Raw genomic sequence first — 18,003 nt, forward strand, 5'->3', positions numbered from 1 at the left:
GGATCTTAATGGTATGCGGGGGAAGCGGCTGTCATCATTACGGATAGAGTTCAATGGCCCACGGATATAATATCGACAAGAGAAAGCGAAACAAGCGGAACCACATCATCGACCTCTTCAGGAAGCACCAAATCCTCTCCAAGGCCAGGGCCAGGGAGGAAAGCGGGTATTCCATGGATACGATCATCTCGGTCTTCAACGGGCTTGTCGATGACGGGTTGATCGTTCCGACCCGGGGGGAGCAGAAGCAAAAGGGGCGAAGGGCGACGTTTTATCGCCTTGAGGACGGCGGGCACACCTACCTGGGCGTCACGTTCAACCGGTCGGGCATATACTCGGTGCTTGTGGGTCTTTCCGGAACACCGCTCTTTGATCACACGTCGCGGATCGATTCGGGGAGCACCAATGACGCCTTCGCACAACTGTTTCGGGATCACCTGGACCGGGTGACACACGATGCCCGGGACCGGTCCCTCACGATCCGGGCGGCGGGTGCGGCGGTGCCGGGAGACCTGGATGAGACGACAGGCGTGCTTCGCTCATATACGTTCATGCCCCGGCTTTCGAACCTCGATATCTTCCGAATAATCGAGGCATCCCTCCCCGGTGTGGACACGGTCGTGGAACAGAATGTGACCGGTACGGGGGGATACCTGCTGCACGACGAGGAGTTGATCGGGCGGTATCGGCGCATCCTGTTCGTCTCGGTCCACAGCGGCGCCGCCTCGGGGCTTTTGTATGACGGGAATATCGTCACCGGGCACGGGGAGTTCGGCCACATCCGGGTGTCGGACGAGGAGAAAAGGTGCGTCTGCGGACGCCGGGGATGTCTGGATCTCTACTTTTCCCACCAGGGATTTCTGCAGCTCTATCGGGAGGCGATGGGGCGGGCGGGAGAGGAAGGGGTGTCCGATATCGAGCCGGACGACCTGATAGAGACGCTGCGGGACGCCTTCGCCGAAGGCGGCAAAGACCTGGCGCGCGCTTTGCGCCGTCGCCTCGGTTATTTTGTGTCGGCGCTTTTGGACGTCGTCAACGTCACGGCGCCGGACGCGGTGGTCCTGACCGGGTCGCTCTTTCGCGCCTATCCGGATCCGTACGGGGAGCTGCTCTCCGTCATCGGGGAGCGATTCGAGGATACCGGATTCATCACCCATTTTGCTAATACCGATCTCATCTATCGGGATATGGGTCCGGAGATCGCCGCGATGGGCGGCGCCTATCGCCTCGTCGACCGGGACTGGGGATACATCCGGGAGGATCGGCGCCCTCGGCGGAGGGGGGAGCGTCCCGCATCGAACGGCCGTGTCGTCGGGGGGAATACATGAAGTATCCTGTTACCATCGGCGTGGTCTGCCTGGCGAGAACCACTTTCGATTATACGGCGGCCCGGGGGATATACGAGAGAATACAGGCGGATCTCGAACGTATCGAAAACGCACAGGTATACGCGATACCCGATCTCGTCATAGAGGTGGAGGACGCCCGGAAGGCGGCGGCGGAGCTCAGGAAGCACGGGATCAACGGTCTGGTCGTCATCAGCGGCACCTTTCATTTGGGACACCTGGCCCTGGAGCTTGACCGGGAGTTCGGGGTCCCGATTCTCCTCTGGGGGCTTAACGAGCTTCCCTATGACGGCGGGAAGATACGCCTGAACTCCGTCTGCGGGGTCAACCTGAACGCCTCGAACCTCTACAAGTCGGGGCACCGGGGGTATCACGTGACCATCGGCGACGCCATCGACGAGAACTGGGTGGACGCGGTGCGGGTGGTGGCCGCCCTTAGGCGCTCCCGGGTGGGCATCGCCGGATATCGGGCCCACGGTTTTTTCAACCTGGATGTGGCGGACCTCTCCATCTACCGGGAGATCGGGACGCTGGTGGATCATTTCGAGCTTGCGGATATTTACGGCCGGGAGGTAAAGGCGGCAGAGAAGAATCGGAGAAAAAAGGAACTGAAACACACCTTCGATACCTCCGGCATCACCGACGAACAACTGGAGAGGGTCGCCTCTCTCTCGGCACAACTCGACGCCTTCATGGAATCAAATAAACTCGACGCCCTGGCCCTTCGCTGCTGGCCCGAGTTCGCCCGGGAGTTCGGCATCGCCCCGTGTGCGGCCATGTCGCTTCTGCAGTCCGAGGGCCGCATCATCGCCTGTGAGGGGGATCTGGAGGGGACGCTCTCCATGCTGGCCCACAGCGCCGCCGGGGGTGAGACCCCGTTTCTGTTCGACTTTTCCCAGGTGAATATCGCCGAAAACTTCGCCCTTCTGTGGCACTGCGGTGTGGCCCCCTGTTCCCTGTGGGACGGCGTGTGTACGAGGTCCCTCGACACCTATTTCGCCGGGGGGAGGGGCGTGACAGCGGACTTCGTGCTGCGTGAGGGGGACGTCTCGATCCTGCGCATCGATACCGCCGGGGACGAACACCGCCTGTTCCTGGCCAGGGCGCGGGGCATTCCTATGGAAAAGGAGCTCAAGGGAACCTACCTGAAGGTGACGTTCCCCGAGCCGGTGGAACGAGTCCTCAACAGGATCATCTATACCGGCATCGCCCACCACGCCTCGATGGTCTACGGCGATTTCATCGCCCCCTTCGAGATCGTGGCCCGGATCTACGGCTGGCGCGTCATCGCGTGACGGCGCCCGATCGGGAGGGCGGCGGCCCGGTTTCTCACCCGGGAGGTAACGGTATTTTCCCGCCCTCCATTAACCGCACCTCCCCGTATAGTCGCAATCGATCTCCCTCGATAGGCCCTGACCTCAGGCGCCCGACGCCGTCGCCAAAAGATCGTCGTTTTCCGGCACGTCCCCCACGTTCCTACCGTAATAGGCATACGCCACGTTCATGTCGGTATGTAACAGAAACACCGCGGGAAGCTGCATTTCCTTTCCCTCGCTTTTTCCGTGGGAAAAGCCCATTTTTTTTGCCCGCATCGCCTTTTTGATCACCGACGGCGTCGCGTAGCGAAAGATCGACCCGGTGGCGACCCCGTAGAGACGGAAGAGCGCCTCGTCCGGGTCGCAGGCGATATAAAAGGGAACCTCGTCTTCCGATACCAGGGCGGTGATGTTCTCCGGCTCGCTCTGGAGCACCACCACCACGTTGAGGTCCGCTTCTCTGAAGCGCCCCCAGTCACTTTTCAGACGGGATATCTTCATCTGGCACAGGGGGCAGCCCATGTACCGGAGAAAAATCAGGTATGTCCGCCGCTCGCCCGCCACATCGGAAAGCCGGATGTTTTGCTTCCAGGGGGTGTTGAACGTAAAATCCGGGGCGGTCATGCCGGCCGTAATGATCTGTTTCATCGATCTCCTCCGTGAGTGTGGATGGTGGTGCGCCGCCGATGGGGTGAAACGGCGGTTTTTGTGACGAACCACCGTATCGATTTTTCTGTGAACGGGTTTGGTTCCACCCCGTCAAGTCGCCTTTACCCGTCAACGACGGCCAGGATCTCCGGGTCTCGGCGGCCCCAGGCCTCGGGGATCTCCGCCGGATATCCGAGGACGATCGGGGCCACGATGACGTGATCCTCCGGCAGGTTCAAAAGCGACAGCGTCTCGGGGTCCCGAAGCTGGGTGCCCAGGCCGATCCAGCAGGTGCCGAGTCCCCGGGCGGCGGCGGCGAACATGAAATAGCAGGCGGCAAGTCCGCAGTCCAGGGCCAGAGTGCCGTATCCCCTCTTCCCCGCAATGATGACGAGACACGGCGCATTGTAGAAGATATTGTATTCCTTGTTCTTCAATTGCTCGGCGTATATTGAGACCGGGTGCTTCGGATCCGCCTCGATATCGATAAGGAGGTTGCGCTTGCCTTCGTCGGAGAGGCGCTTCAGTGTCTCCCTGCCGTTGACGATGATGAACTTCCAGGGCTGTCCGTTGGAGGCGCTGGGGGCCAGGATCGTCTCGTCAAGGATTTCTTTCACCAGTTCCGTGGAGACCTCTCGGTCGGTGAAGTTTCTGATAGACCGTCGATTCGTAAGCAGGGTCCTGTAATCTGACATAAAGATGTTTCCTTTCAATGGAGATAGATGCGCAAAATTGATGTGTGGCGGCTTTATCTTACCCGTTTACAAGCTCGATGATCTCGCCGCGGCCTTTTTTGTAGAACAGAACGAAGGTGGGCACCCGCACCTCCCGCTTTTCGTCCAGCTCCTCCCGGTAGCTTGAGATCCCGGATTTGGAAACCGCCGACGCGCTCCCGCCGCCGTCCAGGGCGCCCACCACCCGGCAGTTGTGCACCCGCCTCATGTATTCGTCTCCCAAAATGAGGTTGGTGTCCTTGAAGATCACGTTGACGATTCCGCGATCGCGTATGCCGATGAAGTTTCGAGGGACTTGTTTCGCGTCCCGTCGCCACTTCCGATAATAGGTCACGCCGTCCATGCTCAACAGGTTTATCTGGATCGCCTCCACCGCCCGATCACGGATCGGCATGAATTGGTCCATGAAGACGAGGTCCAGTGCGCCGTCCTCATCGGTATAGAGTATCCCGTCGCCCTTGTCTTGAACGTGGGGGTGACGCTCCTCTCCGTCGATGATCAACAGCCCGCTGGGCGATCCGTCGGCCTCGAAGAAGCTTCCGTTGATACAGACGTCCGCACCGGTCGCCTCAAGGATGTCCGTGGTTTTGGCGAAGGTTTCTCCCACGATATCCTGAGCGGTGACGATCCTCGCGCGATAGTGTCCGTGGGGGAGTGTGGTGACGAACAGGTGGGTGCCGACATCGTTTCCCAGCGTCTCAACAGTTATTCCGGGGACCGACGCGCACCGGGGGAGAAGGATGGAGGCGGCCGTCAGACCCAGCCCGGTCAGAAAAATCCTGCGGGTGAGGGTTCCTCCGAACCGCCGCTCCTCGTCGACGGGGACCGCCGATTTGCTCTGTGAATTGCCTGAAAGACAGGAGTGCATGTATCGTCCTCAGGAAACATGGTTGTGATCGGTCACGATTCGTCCTCGACCGCTTTCCTCCGGGAGAACTGGCTCTTCAGCCAGCCGAAGGCTCCGGATATTTTTTTGCCCAGGGTGAGGTCGGGGACCTCGGGATTCAGGGACAGCTTTTTCGCTACACTCTCTTCATGGTTCTTGTAACGGGGCGCCAGATCGAACATCTCATCGAAACCGCCCTCCTTTTTCCCGGGGCGGACCACCAGCGGATTGAGGGACCCCTTGGCTACCCGCCATCCGGACGTATCCTGGGGCAGCACGACGTCCCGCCGGGCCAGCACCAGCCAGGGTCGGTAGGAGAAGGTGAGTCCCCCGGCCGACGCGCCCAGACGCCCGTAGCTTTTCCCCGGCACGCCCTTCACCCTCGATGTGGAAAACGCCCGCAGCGCCTCTTCCGACTCCGGATCGGTGCGCCTGCTCTTCATCGTCAGGGTGTCGAACCCGATGACCGCGCCGTAGATCGACAGGCGGAACGACCAGCCGGAGACGAAGTAGGATATCAGCACGACGAAGAAGGCGTAGGCCGCGCCCAGGTAGGGATTGATGACGACGGCCAGGGCCAGCCCGCCGATGACCAGGAATCGCCCGATCCTGAGGATGGTGGCAACCAAGGGCACCGGCGAGATGAGGCAAGCCGTCTCCACGGTGCTGGCGGCGAGCCAGACGACGAGAAAGACCATCAGACAGATGAAGCCAAGGACGACGGACAGCACGGCGTGCGCCGCGGCGACTGAGGCCGCGGGTGCGAGGGCCGTGGCGATCGAGGAGAGGGCGGGGATCAGCGCGTCCGCCGGGGGCGCCTCCACACCCCCCGGCCCCAGGATGACTTCTAACAGCCGGGGGAGTCGTGAGGCCAGGGCCACGAAGACGATGAGCTTGTGGAGGAAAAAGTCGATGCCGTCGAATATTTTTACGATGAACACCAGAAGCTGTCCCACGGTCTCTTTCAGTACGATCAGCAGCCACAGGACCGTCATGGGGATGACGAACCAGAGGGACGCGTCCCATGGGACGGCGACCCCCCCCTTTTTTGCGGCGATAAACTCGATCCACCCCATGGTCACCAGCCCCAGGATGGGAGACAGCGCCGTGCCGATGAAGATGGACGCTTCCCGAGCGATGATCTCGCCCCGGGTGATATCGGCCGATGATTCAACGGGGGAGTCGCTCGTCTCTGTTTCGGCGATTCCCCCCGGCGTTCCCAGCGCCGTGAAGATGAGCAGAAGAGAGATACACGCTATCAGGACTGTTCTTGCCTTCATATATTTTCCGTTCCCTTTCGGAAGGGTGGTTCGGGACATGTATCCACATATTCCGATTGTATGCACGACGCGACCGGCCCGTGCTGTCCTGTGATATCCGACGGTTTCCAAGGGGGCGGACCCGGTATATCTTACGTACCCCGTTGTGTCTGTGATAGTGTTAGTAATACCCGCATTGCGGGGGTGATGTCAAATGAATTTCGAGTAAAGAGATACATGGGGGCGCTCCGGACTTGGAGCGGGAAGTATCCTGCGGAGCAACGCGGTGTGAACGGCGTTTGCCCAAAGAAGACGGCCCGGGGCAATGGGCGTGCTCCGGGCCGGATCGAGGTGAGAAAGATCGTCACACGGGGGCCGATTATTCGACGATGGGAGTCTCCTTTCGGTATTTATCCAACACGCTCTTGACCTTCTTCTCCGGGTAGAGGGCGTAGCAGATGATGCCCAAAAGCGCCACAACCATCGCCGTCGGTCCGGAAATCTTTACTCCCATGGGCGCGGCTACGTCTTTTCCGAACTGGGAGAAGAGAAACGCAAGGACCATGGTCGAGAAGCCCAGATTGAGCTTTTCCAGAAATCCCTGGGCGGAAAAGCACATCCCCTCCCGGCGGCTGCCGGAGAGTATCGCATCGTATTCCGCGACGTCGGCCAGTATGGCGTTGGGGAGCAACAGCAGCGTGGAGACGGGGATGCCCATGATGCCGAAGATGACGAACGCCTGGGTCGTGGGGGAGAAGGGGAGGACATCGGAGCCGAGGAAGTAGACCGATCCCGTGGTGATCGCGAAGAGGGCGAGGCCCGTCATCAGGACGGCCCGCTTCCCGAAGCGCTTGCTGGCCAGGTTGACGATCGGGAACATCAGGAGCGCCACGCCGAACAGCGCCGCGTACACATTGCCGGCGAACGCCTCCTCACGATGCAGAAGGACCGTGATGTAATAGGTGGTGGTCTGAGAAATGATATTCAGGCCGAACCAAAAGGACATGGTGCCGGTGATGTAGAAGATGAAGGCCCGGTTGGTGAGGGTGATCTTCAAAGACTTGAACAGGCCGATCTCGGAGGGGGTCGGGTCGCAGTATCTGTGTTCATCTATGGGGAGAACCGCGATATAGCAGAGAATCAGCCCCACCACGCAGAGGATCAGCACCGTCATCTGGAGGGCTCTCGCCTTTTCCAGGCCGGTGTTTTCCAGCGCGCCCCACAGCATGTATCCCAAGATCATCACGACGATGACCCCCCCCAGCTTGTACAGGGCCTGGATGGTCACCAGATTGATGCGCTCTGTTTCAGTGTGGGTCACCTCGGCGATGAGGGTGATGAACGGCAGGACGTACACGGTGAAGAAGAAGAGCGTCAACCCCAGCATGAGCGCCATGTAGAAAACATTGAGAATGCTCTCCTCATCGGCGGGAGGAAAGAACAAGAGCGCCAGGCAGACAATCAGCGGGAGGCCGCCGTAGAGCATGAAGGACTTCCTCCTGCCCAGCTTGGAGGTGCTCCGGTCGCTCCAGTATCCGACGAGGGGATCGGCGATGGCGTCCACGATTCTGCCGAAGACGGTCACCACTCCCGCCACCGTAAGAAATCCCCAGAAGGTATTGTTTGAAATAAGCTGCGGCATGCCAGACTCCGCCGGCGGCAGGTAGAAGTAGAGCATGAAACTGACCCATATCCTGTCTGCGATGGTAAATCCGCTGGCACCGCTGGAATAGACAATCTGTTTCCAGAGGGGAAACTTTTCAACCCGCTTTTTCATGGCGCACTCCATAGAAAATTACATAATGAGCAACATATCCGCATCAGAACAATGGCGGATCGTTTTTCAACCGTGTGTCATCGGGCGATCAGAGCTTCGATCGAATGTTTCTGTCCGTGTCGGTGAATAATCCCGCCATCCGTTCTTTTGCCCCGATGATCGGTCCCAGGTCGTTTTCGGGGCTATCCAGGTAAAAATAGACGCAGCTTGAGACGTCGTCTTGGCGCTCGAAATAGCCGATGGGCCATTCATCACCGATTGTGGTGAGGTCCACCTCCACGAGCCCCGGTCCCGCCCGGTACACCTTCGGATTTATCTCGATCAGCATCTTTTTTGAGTCCTCCCACCAGATGCCCATCTGCTGGAGGGTCACCCGGATGTCTTCGTAAAAATAGACCGGGTCCGGGATATGCAGCCGGTAAAAGGAATACTGCATATTTTCCTCGTCCGCCAGAGCGCAGCCCTGGTAGAGATTGACGAAGCTCCACAGGTTGAAGGCCGACCCGATGTAGTCCTCGTTCCCGGTGCCGCAGAGGGTTGGATAGTCGGTGTCCCCGTCGAGGTATATCTTCGCCTCGCCCTCGCCCCACCAGGCGGTGCCGTACTTCTTTGTATCCAGGATCAATCCGATCTGCGCCCCGAGGTATCGTCCCTTCCCTTCGATCTTCGGAAGGATCTCGAAGTCCTGCTGGAAGGTGGTGGGGTTTTCCCGCCGGAAGTGTGCGTGGAAATAGGAGACGTCGTTTGTGTGGTCGTCTCCGATGGTGTAGTTGATGTCGTAGTAGAAAAGGGAGAGGTTGATGCCGCTTTCGTTGGTGACCACCACCTTCATGCCGGTTTTAAACGGCATGGGGACGACGGAGACGAAGCTCCTCCCCTCGGGACTGGAAAAGAGGGCGGACTCGAAGGGGCGCATCCTCCCCAGACCGTGGCCGAAGAAATCTCCCAGGGGTGTCGAGACCGCCGGCGTGGCGGCATTATCCCAGTAGATATCCAGGCGGATCCCCCGGATCATTTCGGGGGTGCGATCGTTTATGGTAATCCAGATACGCCGAAGCGTCCCGCTGGTGCCGGACACCTGGGCCAGCACCTTCTCTTCACCCGCCGGGAGATAGAAGAAGGCGGAGCCCTTTCTCCCGCCGTTTTCCTTCCCCCCCGCCCCCTTTACGCCGTTCCAGTTTTCCGGGCTGGCCCAGCGGGTCTCGACGCCTTTGGGGAGGGAGTAGAGCGACTTCGGATCATACATCATAACAATACCTCCTGTGTTCCATATTGACATTTCTCCCGGAGTTCCGTATTTTTAATATATATGTATGTGTCGAGAGATTTTCGTGGTTTCATATGTCGGGGCGCTTTTTCATATTACAGGATCGACCCGGCGAATTATTGTTGAGAGTATATGTATGGAGTCCGGAGGCGGCCGGCGGAGACGAAACTCGATGGATGTAACCGGCTTTCTAACCTTGACAGCTCCGGAAACGTGGAGTAGTATAACATGCACAATCGATTGTGCAAGGAAAAAAATACGTGAAGCCCACCATGCAGGACATCGCGAAGCGCGCCGGGGTGAACATCTCCACCGTCAGCAGGGTGCTTGCCGGTAAGGCGAAGAGTTCCCGCATCGGTGAAGAAACCACCCGACGGGTGCTGTCCGTGGCGGAGGAGCTTGGGTATCGCCCCAACCTCTCGGCCCGGGCGCTGCGCACGAGCAAGACCGACACCCTGGGCCTTCTGGTGACCGACCTGGCCAATCCCTTTTTCGCCACGATCAGCGCCGCGTGCGAGGCGGAGGCGTCTTCCGCCGGGTACGGGGTGATGGTGGCCACCAGCGGGGAGAACAGGAGCCGGGAGGCGCACTATATCTCGCTGCTTCGGTCGAGGCCCGTGGACGGGCTGATCGTGACCCCGGCGGGGCTGACCCCCCATCAGGAGCTGGAGCTGCTTTTGGAGGAGGGATTCCCCCTGGTGTTGATGGATCGGAGGATTGACGGTGTGTCCTGTGACAGCGTGGTGGTGGACAACCGAGACGGTGCAAGACGGCTCGTGAGGGAGCTTATTGATATGGGTGCCGTGACCATCGCGGTCGCCGGCGGCCCCGTCGACACATGGACCGGGGCCGAGCGGATGAAGGGGTTTATAGAAGGCATCCGTGATGCGAATCTTTTGTTTTCCGAGGAAATGGTATACATCGGGCCCTATGACGAGGAAACCGGGCGCCGCGCCGCCCGATCGTTTCTTGAAAGGGGCAAAAAACCGGACGCCGTCGTCGCGGCAAACAACCGGATCCTCGAGGGGGTGCTGGAGATTCTGATGGCGAGAGGTTCGGACGGCGAAAACATCGCCGTCGGTGCGTTCGACGGGGTTCCCTTCACGGGATTGATGCGTCGTCCGATCGTCATTGCGGAACAGCCCAGGCGGGAGATCGGCCGTCGGGCCGCCCGTCTTTTGATTGATCGGATCGAGGGGGCCACTACTTGTGGGATTCGGGAGGAGGTGCTCCCCGTCCGCATTACACGGACCGGGGAAAGCTCAGTCTCCCTAACCTGAACGGATAACAAAGAATACAAACAAAAAAGGGGAGAAAACGCCATGAGTACGCGGATCGGGATTTTTTGGCCCGGAGACTACCGGGAAAAGCCGAATGAGGACGCCCTCCCGCAGATGACCGAGGCCACGCGCCGGCTTGAAGCGGCCCTCGATCGCCTGGGGAAAAAACATTACCGGATCGACGGCTTTTTGACCCGGCCCCACGAGTCCATCGAGAAGCTCGGCCCTGTGGACGATCCGCTCATCGGCGTCTTCGCCCACTGGGTCTACGGCCCCCACACCACCGACGGCACCGTGGGGAAGGACACGCCGCTTTTATTGGCCAGCAATTTTTCCGGCACGTGGCCCGGGCTCGTGGGGCTTCTCAACACCAGCGCGTGCCTGGAGACCGTGGGGCGCAGGCACTCCAGGATATGGACGGATGCTGTGGACTGGACGAAGGACGATGCCTTCATAGCGGGGCTGGAGCAGTGGTGCAGCGTGGGGAGTGTGTCGTACCCGAAAGACGCGATCGCCTACAGCGCCCCGGTGGATGAGGGGGCCGTCCGGATCGCGCGGGAGGTCGCAGGGGAGATCGAGAAACGGAGGATTCTCATCCTCATGTTGGGGGACACCAGCATGGGCATGATCAACGGCTACTTCGGCCCGAGGCTGCTCTCCCGGGTCGGCTTCGCCGAGCACAAGGTGGATCAGGCGTGGCTGGTGGCCCGGGGAAGAGACATCGATCAAAGGCGCATCGAGGACGCGTATCGGTTCGTGGTGGATAAGGGCGTTGTCTTTCACTACGACGATCCGGGAGCTGGGGACTTCGACGCAAACGCCACGAAGGAGCAGCTCCGGGACTACCTGACGGTGCTCGACCTGGTGGGTGAATTCAAGGCCGACTGCATCGGCTGGCAGTATCAGCTCGGCCTCATCCCGCTGCGCCCCCCCTCCGATTTCGCAGAGGGTCTTCTCAACAGCGGATGCCGCCCCGAGGGAACCGGCACGACCATCGTGGATTCCACCGAGGCCGACCAGGGAAACGTCATCCCCATGGAGCTGATGAAGCGCATCCTGCAAAAAAAGGGGATGGGAGAAGGCGTGATGTTTCACGACGTGCGATGGGGGGCGGAGTTCGACGGCCGGTTCCTGTGGGTGCTGCTCAACAGCGGATCCTCCAGCGCCTACGCCTTCAATCACGACATGAAAAGCCTCAAGGGCGTCCACTCCTATCGACAGCCGGCGGCGTATTTCCCCAATCCGGGGGGCACCTTCACCGGCGAGAGCCTGCCGGGAAAGATCACCTGGGCCCGGTCGTATATCAAGGACGATGAGCTGTGGATGGACGTTGGGAAAGGCGAGGTCGTGAAGCTCCCGGAGGCCACCAGGGACGCGTGGTGGGAGGGGACGAACCGGCAGTGGCCGTTCATGGCCGCCGACATGGGGATCTCCCGGGATACCCTCATGGCCCACTACATGAGCAACCACGCGGCGGTGGCCTACGGAGACATCTTTGGAGAGATGGTCGCCCTCTCCCGAGAGCTGGGTTTCAAGGTGCGGGTGCTGAAGGAGCGGTGATATGACGGATAAATTCTATATCGGCGTGGACGTGGGCACCGGCAGCGCCCGGGCCGGTCTGTTCGACGGAAACGGAAAGATGCGGGGCATGGCCGCCCACCCGATCGAGATGTCCCGGCCGGAGAACGATTTCGTCGAGCAGAGCTCCGAGAATATTTGGAGGATGGTGTGTCGGTCCGTCCGGGACGCAATGAGTGAGGCGGGGGTGGATGGGGGCCGGATCGGCGGGATGGGGTTCGACGCCACCTGCTCACTGGTGGCGGTGGATGCGGACGACGGGCCGGTGAGCGTCTCGCCCACGGGCGATGACCGGTGGAACGTTATCGTCTGGATGGACCACCGGGCGATATCGGAAACCGAAGAGATCAACCGCATGGGCCATCCCGTGCTGCAATACGTGGGCGGCGTCATCTCCCCGGAGATGCAGACGCCGAAGCTGTTGTGGCTCAAGCGAAACCTCCCCGACGCCTGGAGAAGAGCCGCCCGGTTCTTCGATCTGCCGGATTACCTCACCTATCGTGCCACAGGCTTCGACACCCGGTCGCTCTGCAGCATCGTGTGCAAGTGGACCTATCTGGGCCGCGAGAACAGGTGGGACGATGATTACTTCTCCCGGGCGGGGCTGGGGGACCTTTCTGATGAGGGATATCGCCGCATCGGCACCCGGATACGCCCCATGGGGGAGCCGGTGGGGGAGGGCCTCTCGCGGCGGGCGGCGGATGAGCTGGGGCTTTCTCCCGGAACCCCGGTGGGGGTCTCCATCATAGATGCCCATGCCGGCGGGGTGGGGTTGTTGGGGATGACCGTCGACGGCAGAGCGCTGTCTCCCGACGATTTCGAGAGGCGGCTCGCCCTCATCGGCGGCACCAGCACGTGCCACATGGCCGTAAGCACGGAGCCCCGCTTCATCCCCGGCGTCTGGGGGCCCTACTACGGCGCCATGATACCGGGGATGTGGCTCACCGAGGGGGGGCAGAGCGCAACCGGCTCCCTCATCGATCATGTCATCTTTTCCCATAGCGCTTCCGCTCCCCTTGCCGAGGAGGCGAAAGCAGCCGGTACGACGATATATGAGCTTCTCAACCGGCGGCTCGACCGCCTTTCTGAGACGGCATCTCATCCCGGCGCCCTCACCGAGGAGCTTCACGTGCTCCCCTATTTTCACGGCAATCGATCGCCCCGGGCCGACGCCACGCTGCGGGGTGCGGTCTGCGGTCTTCGCCTGTCGGACACGGCGGACGACCTGGCGCTTGTATATCTCGCCGCCGTGCAGGCGGTTGCCTACGGAACCCGGCACATCATCGAGGAGATGAACACTGCGGGCTACGCCGTCGATACCGTAATCGCCTGCGGCGGCGGCACGAAGAACCGGGTGTTCTTGAGGGAGCATGCGAACTCCACCGGATGCCGGATCGTCCTGGGCGCGGAGCCAGAGGCGGTGCTTTTGGGGTCGGCGGTGCTGGGGGCGGTGGCCGGGGGAGATTTCCCCACGATCATGGAGGCCATGGCCGCGATGGAGTCGCCGGGGGAGGTGATCGGTCCGGAGGCGGGGGCGGTCCGGGACTATCATGACAGAAAATATCGGGTCTTTCATCGCATGTACGACGACTTCATGGCCTATCGCGTGCTGATGCGGCAATGATCCGATTGCCTGCCGTTAAATCACCGACATTGATGAGAGAATACCCTTGATTTCATCATGGAAGGGCAAGACGTCGGACACACCGCCCGTCTTTTACTCATACATCCCCCCAGGGAAGGAGAATCCCCTTACCCGCCCGCCCGACTCTATTCGGTGTGTGCCTTCCCATGTCGTGGAGAGAGGGAGAATGGCGAGCGTATCCCCGCAACAGAAAATTAGAAGTATTAAAAAGCAGAAAAGTATGTTATTATAAAAAATCCGTGTATCTTTTCCTTCACGATCCAATCAGTTACGTAACCGGGGTGGAGCATGTCGAGAGACATCACGTGGGACCTGAAAAACGGGACCATCCATTCGGGCGATCTGCGACTGGTCATGCATCGGGAGATGTTCATCTCATTGTTGCTTGACAAGCTTGCCGGATATGGCCCCGGCCTCTTAAATCGACTCCTGCTCAATGTGGCGCGAAAGACGAATCTCCCGACGGTCCGGGACATAGAGGACGCCAGAGAACAGGAATCCCTCTCTCCGGAGGAGCGGGAGTTGATGATTCTTTCGTACTTCTTCGGCGGCCTGCGTGACACCTACGCCGATCACCCCCCCCTGCGGAACACGATTTCAATCCTCAAGTGGACCGAAAAGAACGAGATCATGTTCAACGATCCGTCCCGAACGTTCATCTTTTTGCCGGTGAGGATGATCTGGGCGATGAAAAAGGATATGGAAGGGCTTTTGGGCGAGCACGGCTTCATGCAGATTCTCAGTCGGGCGGCCCGGGATACGGGGAGGATAACCGGCGGCAATGAGGTGGAAAGATATAAAGACCTCACCATTGAAAAGCTGTTTGAGCGAATATCATTCGAGATGTCCTGGGTGTTTCCGGTGCTGGGCTGGGGCAGATGCAGCATCGTTACCGATGCGGAACACAACAGGCTTTGTTTCAAGGTTGCAAACAGCTATGAGTCCGACGGCCTGTCGTTTAACCGCTATAACTGTGTAATATTCCTCAATTACCTGGTCGGGGTCGCCGAGGGGATCATGAGGCCGATCACCGGGCTTCACGCGTCGGGATGTGAGATCAAGTGTGTCGCCAACGGAGACGACTGCTGCGCCTTCTTCGTTCAGTTTCACAAACCCGATGAGCGGCTGGACCTGTCGTGCGATGAGTTTCGAGAGAAACAGAAAGAAATCATGGAAGAATTCCCCGACAAAGACGCCGATCCCACCGAGCATCCGATGATACAGGCCTTTCTTGAGGGCGGATAGCCCGCCATCAACTCCTCCGTTTTTTTCCATTCAATCGTAACCTAAAAAAACAGACGACGATTCGCCCGCCGGCGTGACGGGTGCCGATGGGAGGTGTCCCGGGTCGGATATCGTTCCGGTGTACGGGGGGATGAAAGGTGAAGTGACAGTGCAGACATATATTTCCGCACCGTATATAAACGAACGATATTCATGTATTTAATATTTACGGGCAATCCGCTTGACATGATAAATTTTTTTTATTAAAATCAGACAAATCGATTTTGGTGATTTTTTACCTGTATCGTTATGAATGGAGAAAAGAACATGAGACCGTGCGTGAGGGTGTTGGCAGGTGTTTTCTCTCTTCTGGCGGTGCTGGTGTGCGGTGGCGTTGCGGCGGGCCAGGACTATCTCTACATTCGAAACAGCACTGTTTCGGACACGCCCAAGATCATCGAGAATTTTGACGGTGCCCCGGGAGAGATCGTCTTTCTTGAAAATCCGGCGCTGTTGCGGCTCGATTCGTCCTTCAGGTTCCTCTCCGATGTCTCCTACCGGGGGAGCTATTCGGACGTCTCGACCCGGGACATTATGTACAGCAACGGTCATCTCTATCCGGTGGGAACGGTGATCGGCTCCTCCGATCTCGACAGCAGATATGTGACCAATACCTGGGGCACGGATATCGGCTTCGCTCTGAAGATCAACTCCAACATGAACCTGGCGTTCGTCTTCGAGTACCTCTCCGGGGAGACCCGGGGCGATACGGACATCTACACGGATACATTAGAAAGTCCCATTCTCTCTCACTATTTCTGGGGAAGCGGTGAAAACGGACATCGGTCGAACCGGTATGCGTCGACACTGCTCCTCTCCTGGGAGGCGGCCGATGCCCTCTCCCTCGGGGTGGGAGTGACCCACAACCTTTATGATGACACGCGGAAAAACAGCATAAATGGCTTATGTAAGCGTGTTTCTCCTTTACCTATTTTTAACCTTACCTACAACATAGAGAGCGAAGAGATCCTGAGCCTGGACTATCACGGTGTATCACCGTTCTTGGGCGTGTCATATGCGCCGTCCGAGTGTTTCAGACTTGAGACATCCCTCGGTCTCGATATGTATACAGGTTCCGTCTCCAAGGAAGCCGAGATATCCGCATTTGGGAATGACTACTCCGAGGACGTGGATTCCGGCGACCTGGACGGCTGGGGGATGCGGGGAGATATTAAACTAACGGCGGGATTGAATGAGCGAGTGTCGATTCCCGTGAGATTCAGCGTGTCGTACAATGAGCTTGAATGGAACACGAACGGTGCGGGATATGGAAATATGTTTAACGGCGGATATTGGTATTTCATTCGCGGCCGGGGCCCCATTGAGTATGAGAATGATTTCGAGGCGTGGGATATGAGCGCCGGCGTCGGGATCAAGTACACGACCGACGGGCTCGCCCTTTCGTTCGTGCCGATGTACACACACCGGGTATTCACCAACGACTACAACGTCCACAACCGGGTGACCGGGGGAAGCAACCCGGCCGGAGATTACCTGTTCACCCAGTCCGATAGGGAAGAGGTGGACGTGCTCTCCCTCGACGTCCGGGTGGAGAAGAGATTTTCGGAGGAGTGTACCGGCGAGCTCGGTCTCCGGTATGACTGGGGGTGGGTGAAGAGGGACTATGACGTGTACCTGACAAATCCACTTGAATTCGTCCCCGGAAACTACCTGGACGCGACGAGCTCCGGGAAGGATCAATACCACGACCTGACGCTCAGCACGGAACTGTTCGTCACACCGGTACAGAACCTGACGATCACCCTCTCTGGGATGGTGACGATCCCCTTGGAGCCCCTGGATTACGATCTCTCCGGCTCCGTCACGGGGACTGATCCGACGGTGACAAATACTTTCTACAACACCAACGGCATCGCTCGCGATTACAAGGATTCGAGCTGGGTATACGGCGGGATGCTGGAGGTGATCTACGAGTTTTAAGATTTAAAAAAGGCGGATAAAGAGAAAAAGCGGGGGGCGATCCCCCGCTTTTTTATGGGGAAAACGCATTTTTTTCGGGAAAAAAGTGACGAAGATCACAAATATTGAGAATATTTTATCCGTATGTGATTTTCGTTACAGTTGCTCCCCCACCTTTTGCTATCCTGAAACCGTATACTACATATATCCAATAACCTTTTTATCAGGAGGCAAAACATGAAACGGGGAATGTTTGTTATCATTTTCGCACTTATCGCTATCATTTCTTTACCGGCTTTTGCCGAAACCGTGGTCGACGATGTGAGGATCGTCAATACCAGCGCCCTGGATCCCTTCGAGTATCAGAAGTATCTGGACGACGACGATCTGAGGAGTCTGGCGGGTCTTTCCGTGTCGGAAAATCCGACGCTGTTTCCCACCATCGAGAGCTTCGAGGTGAGACAGACCAAATCGGAGCTTGAGTTTCACGGCAGCATCGACCCGGAGAAGGAGGCCTTGGAGTTCATCTCCATGCCCTACTACAACGAGGTCGGAAAGTACGACGTGGCGGTGGTCAAGCCTGACGGCAGCATTGAGCGGTATGACAAGGAAGTCGTCATCGACTATCAGGAGCGCACCATCAAGACCTACGATTCCCTTTCCGTAGAGGAGGGGGACGTGGTGCTGCTGTTCGCCAAGGAGTATGTGGAGATCGTGTTTGGGAAGGAGGAAAGGAACACAATCGGAGAAGGCAGAACCACCACGGCCAGTCGGGGACAGCAACCCGGACGCCCCGGTGGAAATAATAACGGGAACAACAACAACGGCAACAACGGCCGTCCATAAACAACGGCGTTGGCTCGGAGTATACTTCTACATATTATACCAATATACCCCTTCATACATACCCATACCTCATCGCCCGGATCGCATCCGGGCGATTTTTTTGAAGATGTATTGAATACAGGTTGGGGAATCTTCTCGAGCGCACAGGCCGCGGGCGTTATCCCTTCCCTTGAAGATGCAAAGAACGGGGGGACGCATGCTCGTAATGTTCGGAAGG

14 protein-coding genes are annotated in these 18,003 nt (G+C 58.7%); 8 read left to right on the plus strand and 6 right to left on the minus strand.

The window, feature by feature from the left end; translation table 11 throughout:
- Window positions 1–53 precede the first annotated feature (53 nt).
- Together JW885_05985 and JW885_05990 are read left to right on the plus strand one after the other, a co-directional pair.
- The gene (locus JW885_05985; GenBank protein MBN1881706.1) at window positions 54–1,328 is read left to right on the plus strand and encodes an ROK family protein; all 1,275 of its coding nucleotides are present in this window, start codon (window positions 54–56) and stop codon (window positions 1,326–1,328) included.
- On the plus strand, window positions 1,325–2,641 hold the full coding sequence (locus JW885_05990) for a fucose isomerase (protein ID MBN1881707.1): 1,317 nt from the start codon (window positions 1,325–1,327) through the stop codon (window positions 2,639–2,641). The genes JW885_05985 and JW885_05990 overlap by 4 nt, the downstream gene beginning before the upstream one ends.
- A gap of 123 nt (window positions 2,642–2,764) precedes the next feature.
- Here the strand turns inward: JW885_05990 and JW885_05995 are convergent, their stop codons facing one another.
- The 6 genes from JW885_05995 to JW885_06020 all read right to left on the minus strand — a co-directional run bounded on the left by JW885_05995 (window position 2,765) and on the right by JW885_06020 (window position 9,215).
- Window positions 2,765–3,310: an AhpC/TSA family protein gene (locus JW885_05995; GenBank protein MBN1881708.1), complete on the minus strand. Its 546-nt coding sequence runs from the start codon at window positions 3,308–3,310 to the stop codon at window positions 2,765–2,767.
- Window positions 3,311–3,432: 122 nt separating this feature from the next.
- Complete coding sequence (locus tag JW885_06000; protein MBN1881709.1) at window positions 3,433–4,005, minus strand: nitroreductase family protein; 573 nt, start codon at window positions 4,003–4,005, stop codon at window positions 3,433–3,435.
- Window positions 4,006–4,063: 58 nt separating this feature from the next.
- Window positions 4,064–4,912 carry a phosphodiester glycosidase family protein gene (locus JW885_06005; protein MBN1881710.1) on the minus strand — a complete coding sequence of 283 codons (849 nt, stop codon included), beginning with the start codon at window positions 4,910–4,912 and terminating at the stop codon, window positions 4,064–4,066.
- Between the two features lie 32 nt (window positions 4,913–4,944).
- Window positions 4,945–6,210, minus strand: a complete 1,266-nt coding sequence (locus JW885_06010) for a hypothetical protein (protein ID MBN1881711.1) — start codon at window positions 6,208–6,210, stop codon at window positions 4,945–4,947.
- Window positions 6,211–6,568: 358 nt separating this feature from the next.
- Window positions 6,569–7,966: an MFS transporter gene (locus JW885_06015; GenBank protein ID MBN1881712.1), complete on the minus strand. Its 1,398-nt coding sequence runs from the start codon at window positions 7,964–7,966 to the stop codon at window positions 6,569–6,571.
- Between the two features lie 88 nt (window positions 7,967–8,054).
- Window positions 8,055–9,215: a DUF2961 domain-containing protein gene (locus JW885_06020; protein MBN1881713.1), complete on the minus strand. Its 1,161-nt coding sequence runs from the start codon at window positions 9,213–9,215 to the stop codon at window positions 8,055–8,057.
- 278 nt (window positions 9,216–9,493) lie between these two features.
- On the opposite strand from JW885_06020, the gene JW885_06025 reads away from it, so the two are divergent.
- The 6 genes from JW885_06025 (at window position 9,494) to JW885_06050 (ending at window position 17,786) form a co-directional block, all read left to right on the plus strand.
- The gene (locus JW885_06025; GenBank protein ID MBN1881714.1) at window positions 9,494–10,513 is read left to right on the plus strand and encodes a LacI family DNA-binding transcriptional regulator; all 1,020 of its coding nucleotides are present in this window, start codon (window positions 9,494–9,496) and stop codon (window positions 10,511–10,513) included.
- Between the two features lie 42 nt (window positions 10,514–10,555).
- Window positions 10,556–12,073 carry a fucose isomerase gene (locus JW885_06030; GenBank protein MBN1881715.1) on the plus strand — a complete coding sequence of 506 codons (1,518 nt, stop codon included), beginning with the start codon at window positions 10,556–10,558 and terminating at the stop codon, window positions 12,071–12,073.
- 1 nt (window position 12,074) lies between these two features.
- A complete protein-coding gene (locus JW885_06035) occupies window positions 12,075–13,715 on the plus strand; it encodes an FGGY-family carbohydrate kinase (GenBank protein ID MBN1881716.1) in 1,641 nt (546 codons plus the stop codon).
- A gap of 309 nt (window positions 13,716–14,024) precedes the next feature.
- Window positions 14,025–14,981 carry a hypothetical protein gene (locus JW885_06040; protein MBN1881717.1) on the plus strand — a complete coding sequence of 319 codons (957 nt, stop codon included), beginning with the start codon at window positions 14,025–14,027 and terminating at the stop codon, window positions 14,979–14,981.
- Window positions 14,982–15,287: 306 nt separating this feature from the next.
- A complete protein-coding gene (locus tag JW885_06045) occupies window positions 15,288–16,961 on the plus strand; it encodes a hypothetical protein (protein ID MBN1881718.1) in 1,674 nt (557 codons plus the stop codon).
- A 216-nt stretch (window positions 16,962–17,177) separates the two neighbouring features.
- Window positions 17,178–17,786 (plus strand): hypothetical protein, encoded by a 609-nt coding sequence (locus JW885_06050; GenBank protein MBN1881719.1) that lies wholly within the window; start codon window positions 17,178–17,180, stop codon window positions 17,784–17,786.
- The last annotated feature ends 217 nt before the right edge of the window (window positions 17,787–18,003 follow it).

It is taken from the genome of Candidatus Zymogenaceae bacterium, from assembly GCA_016931225.1.
GTDB lineage: Bacteria > Desulfobacterota > Zymogenia > Zymogenales > Zymogenaceae > JAFGFE01.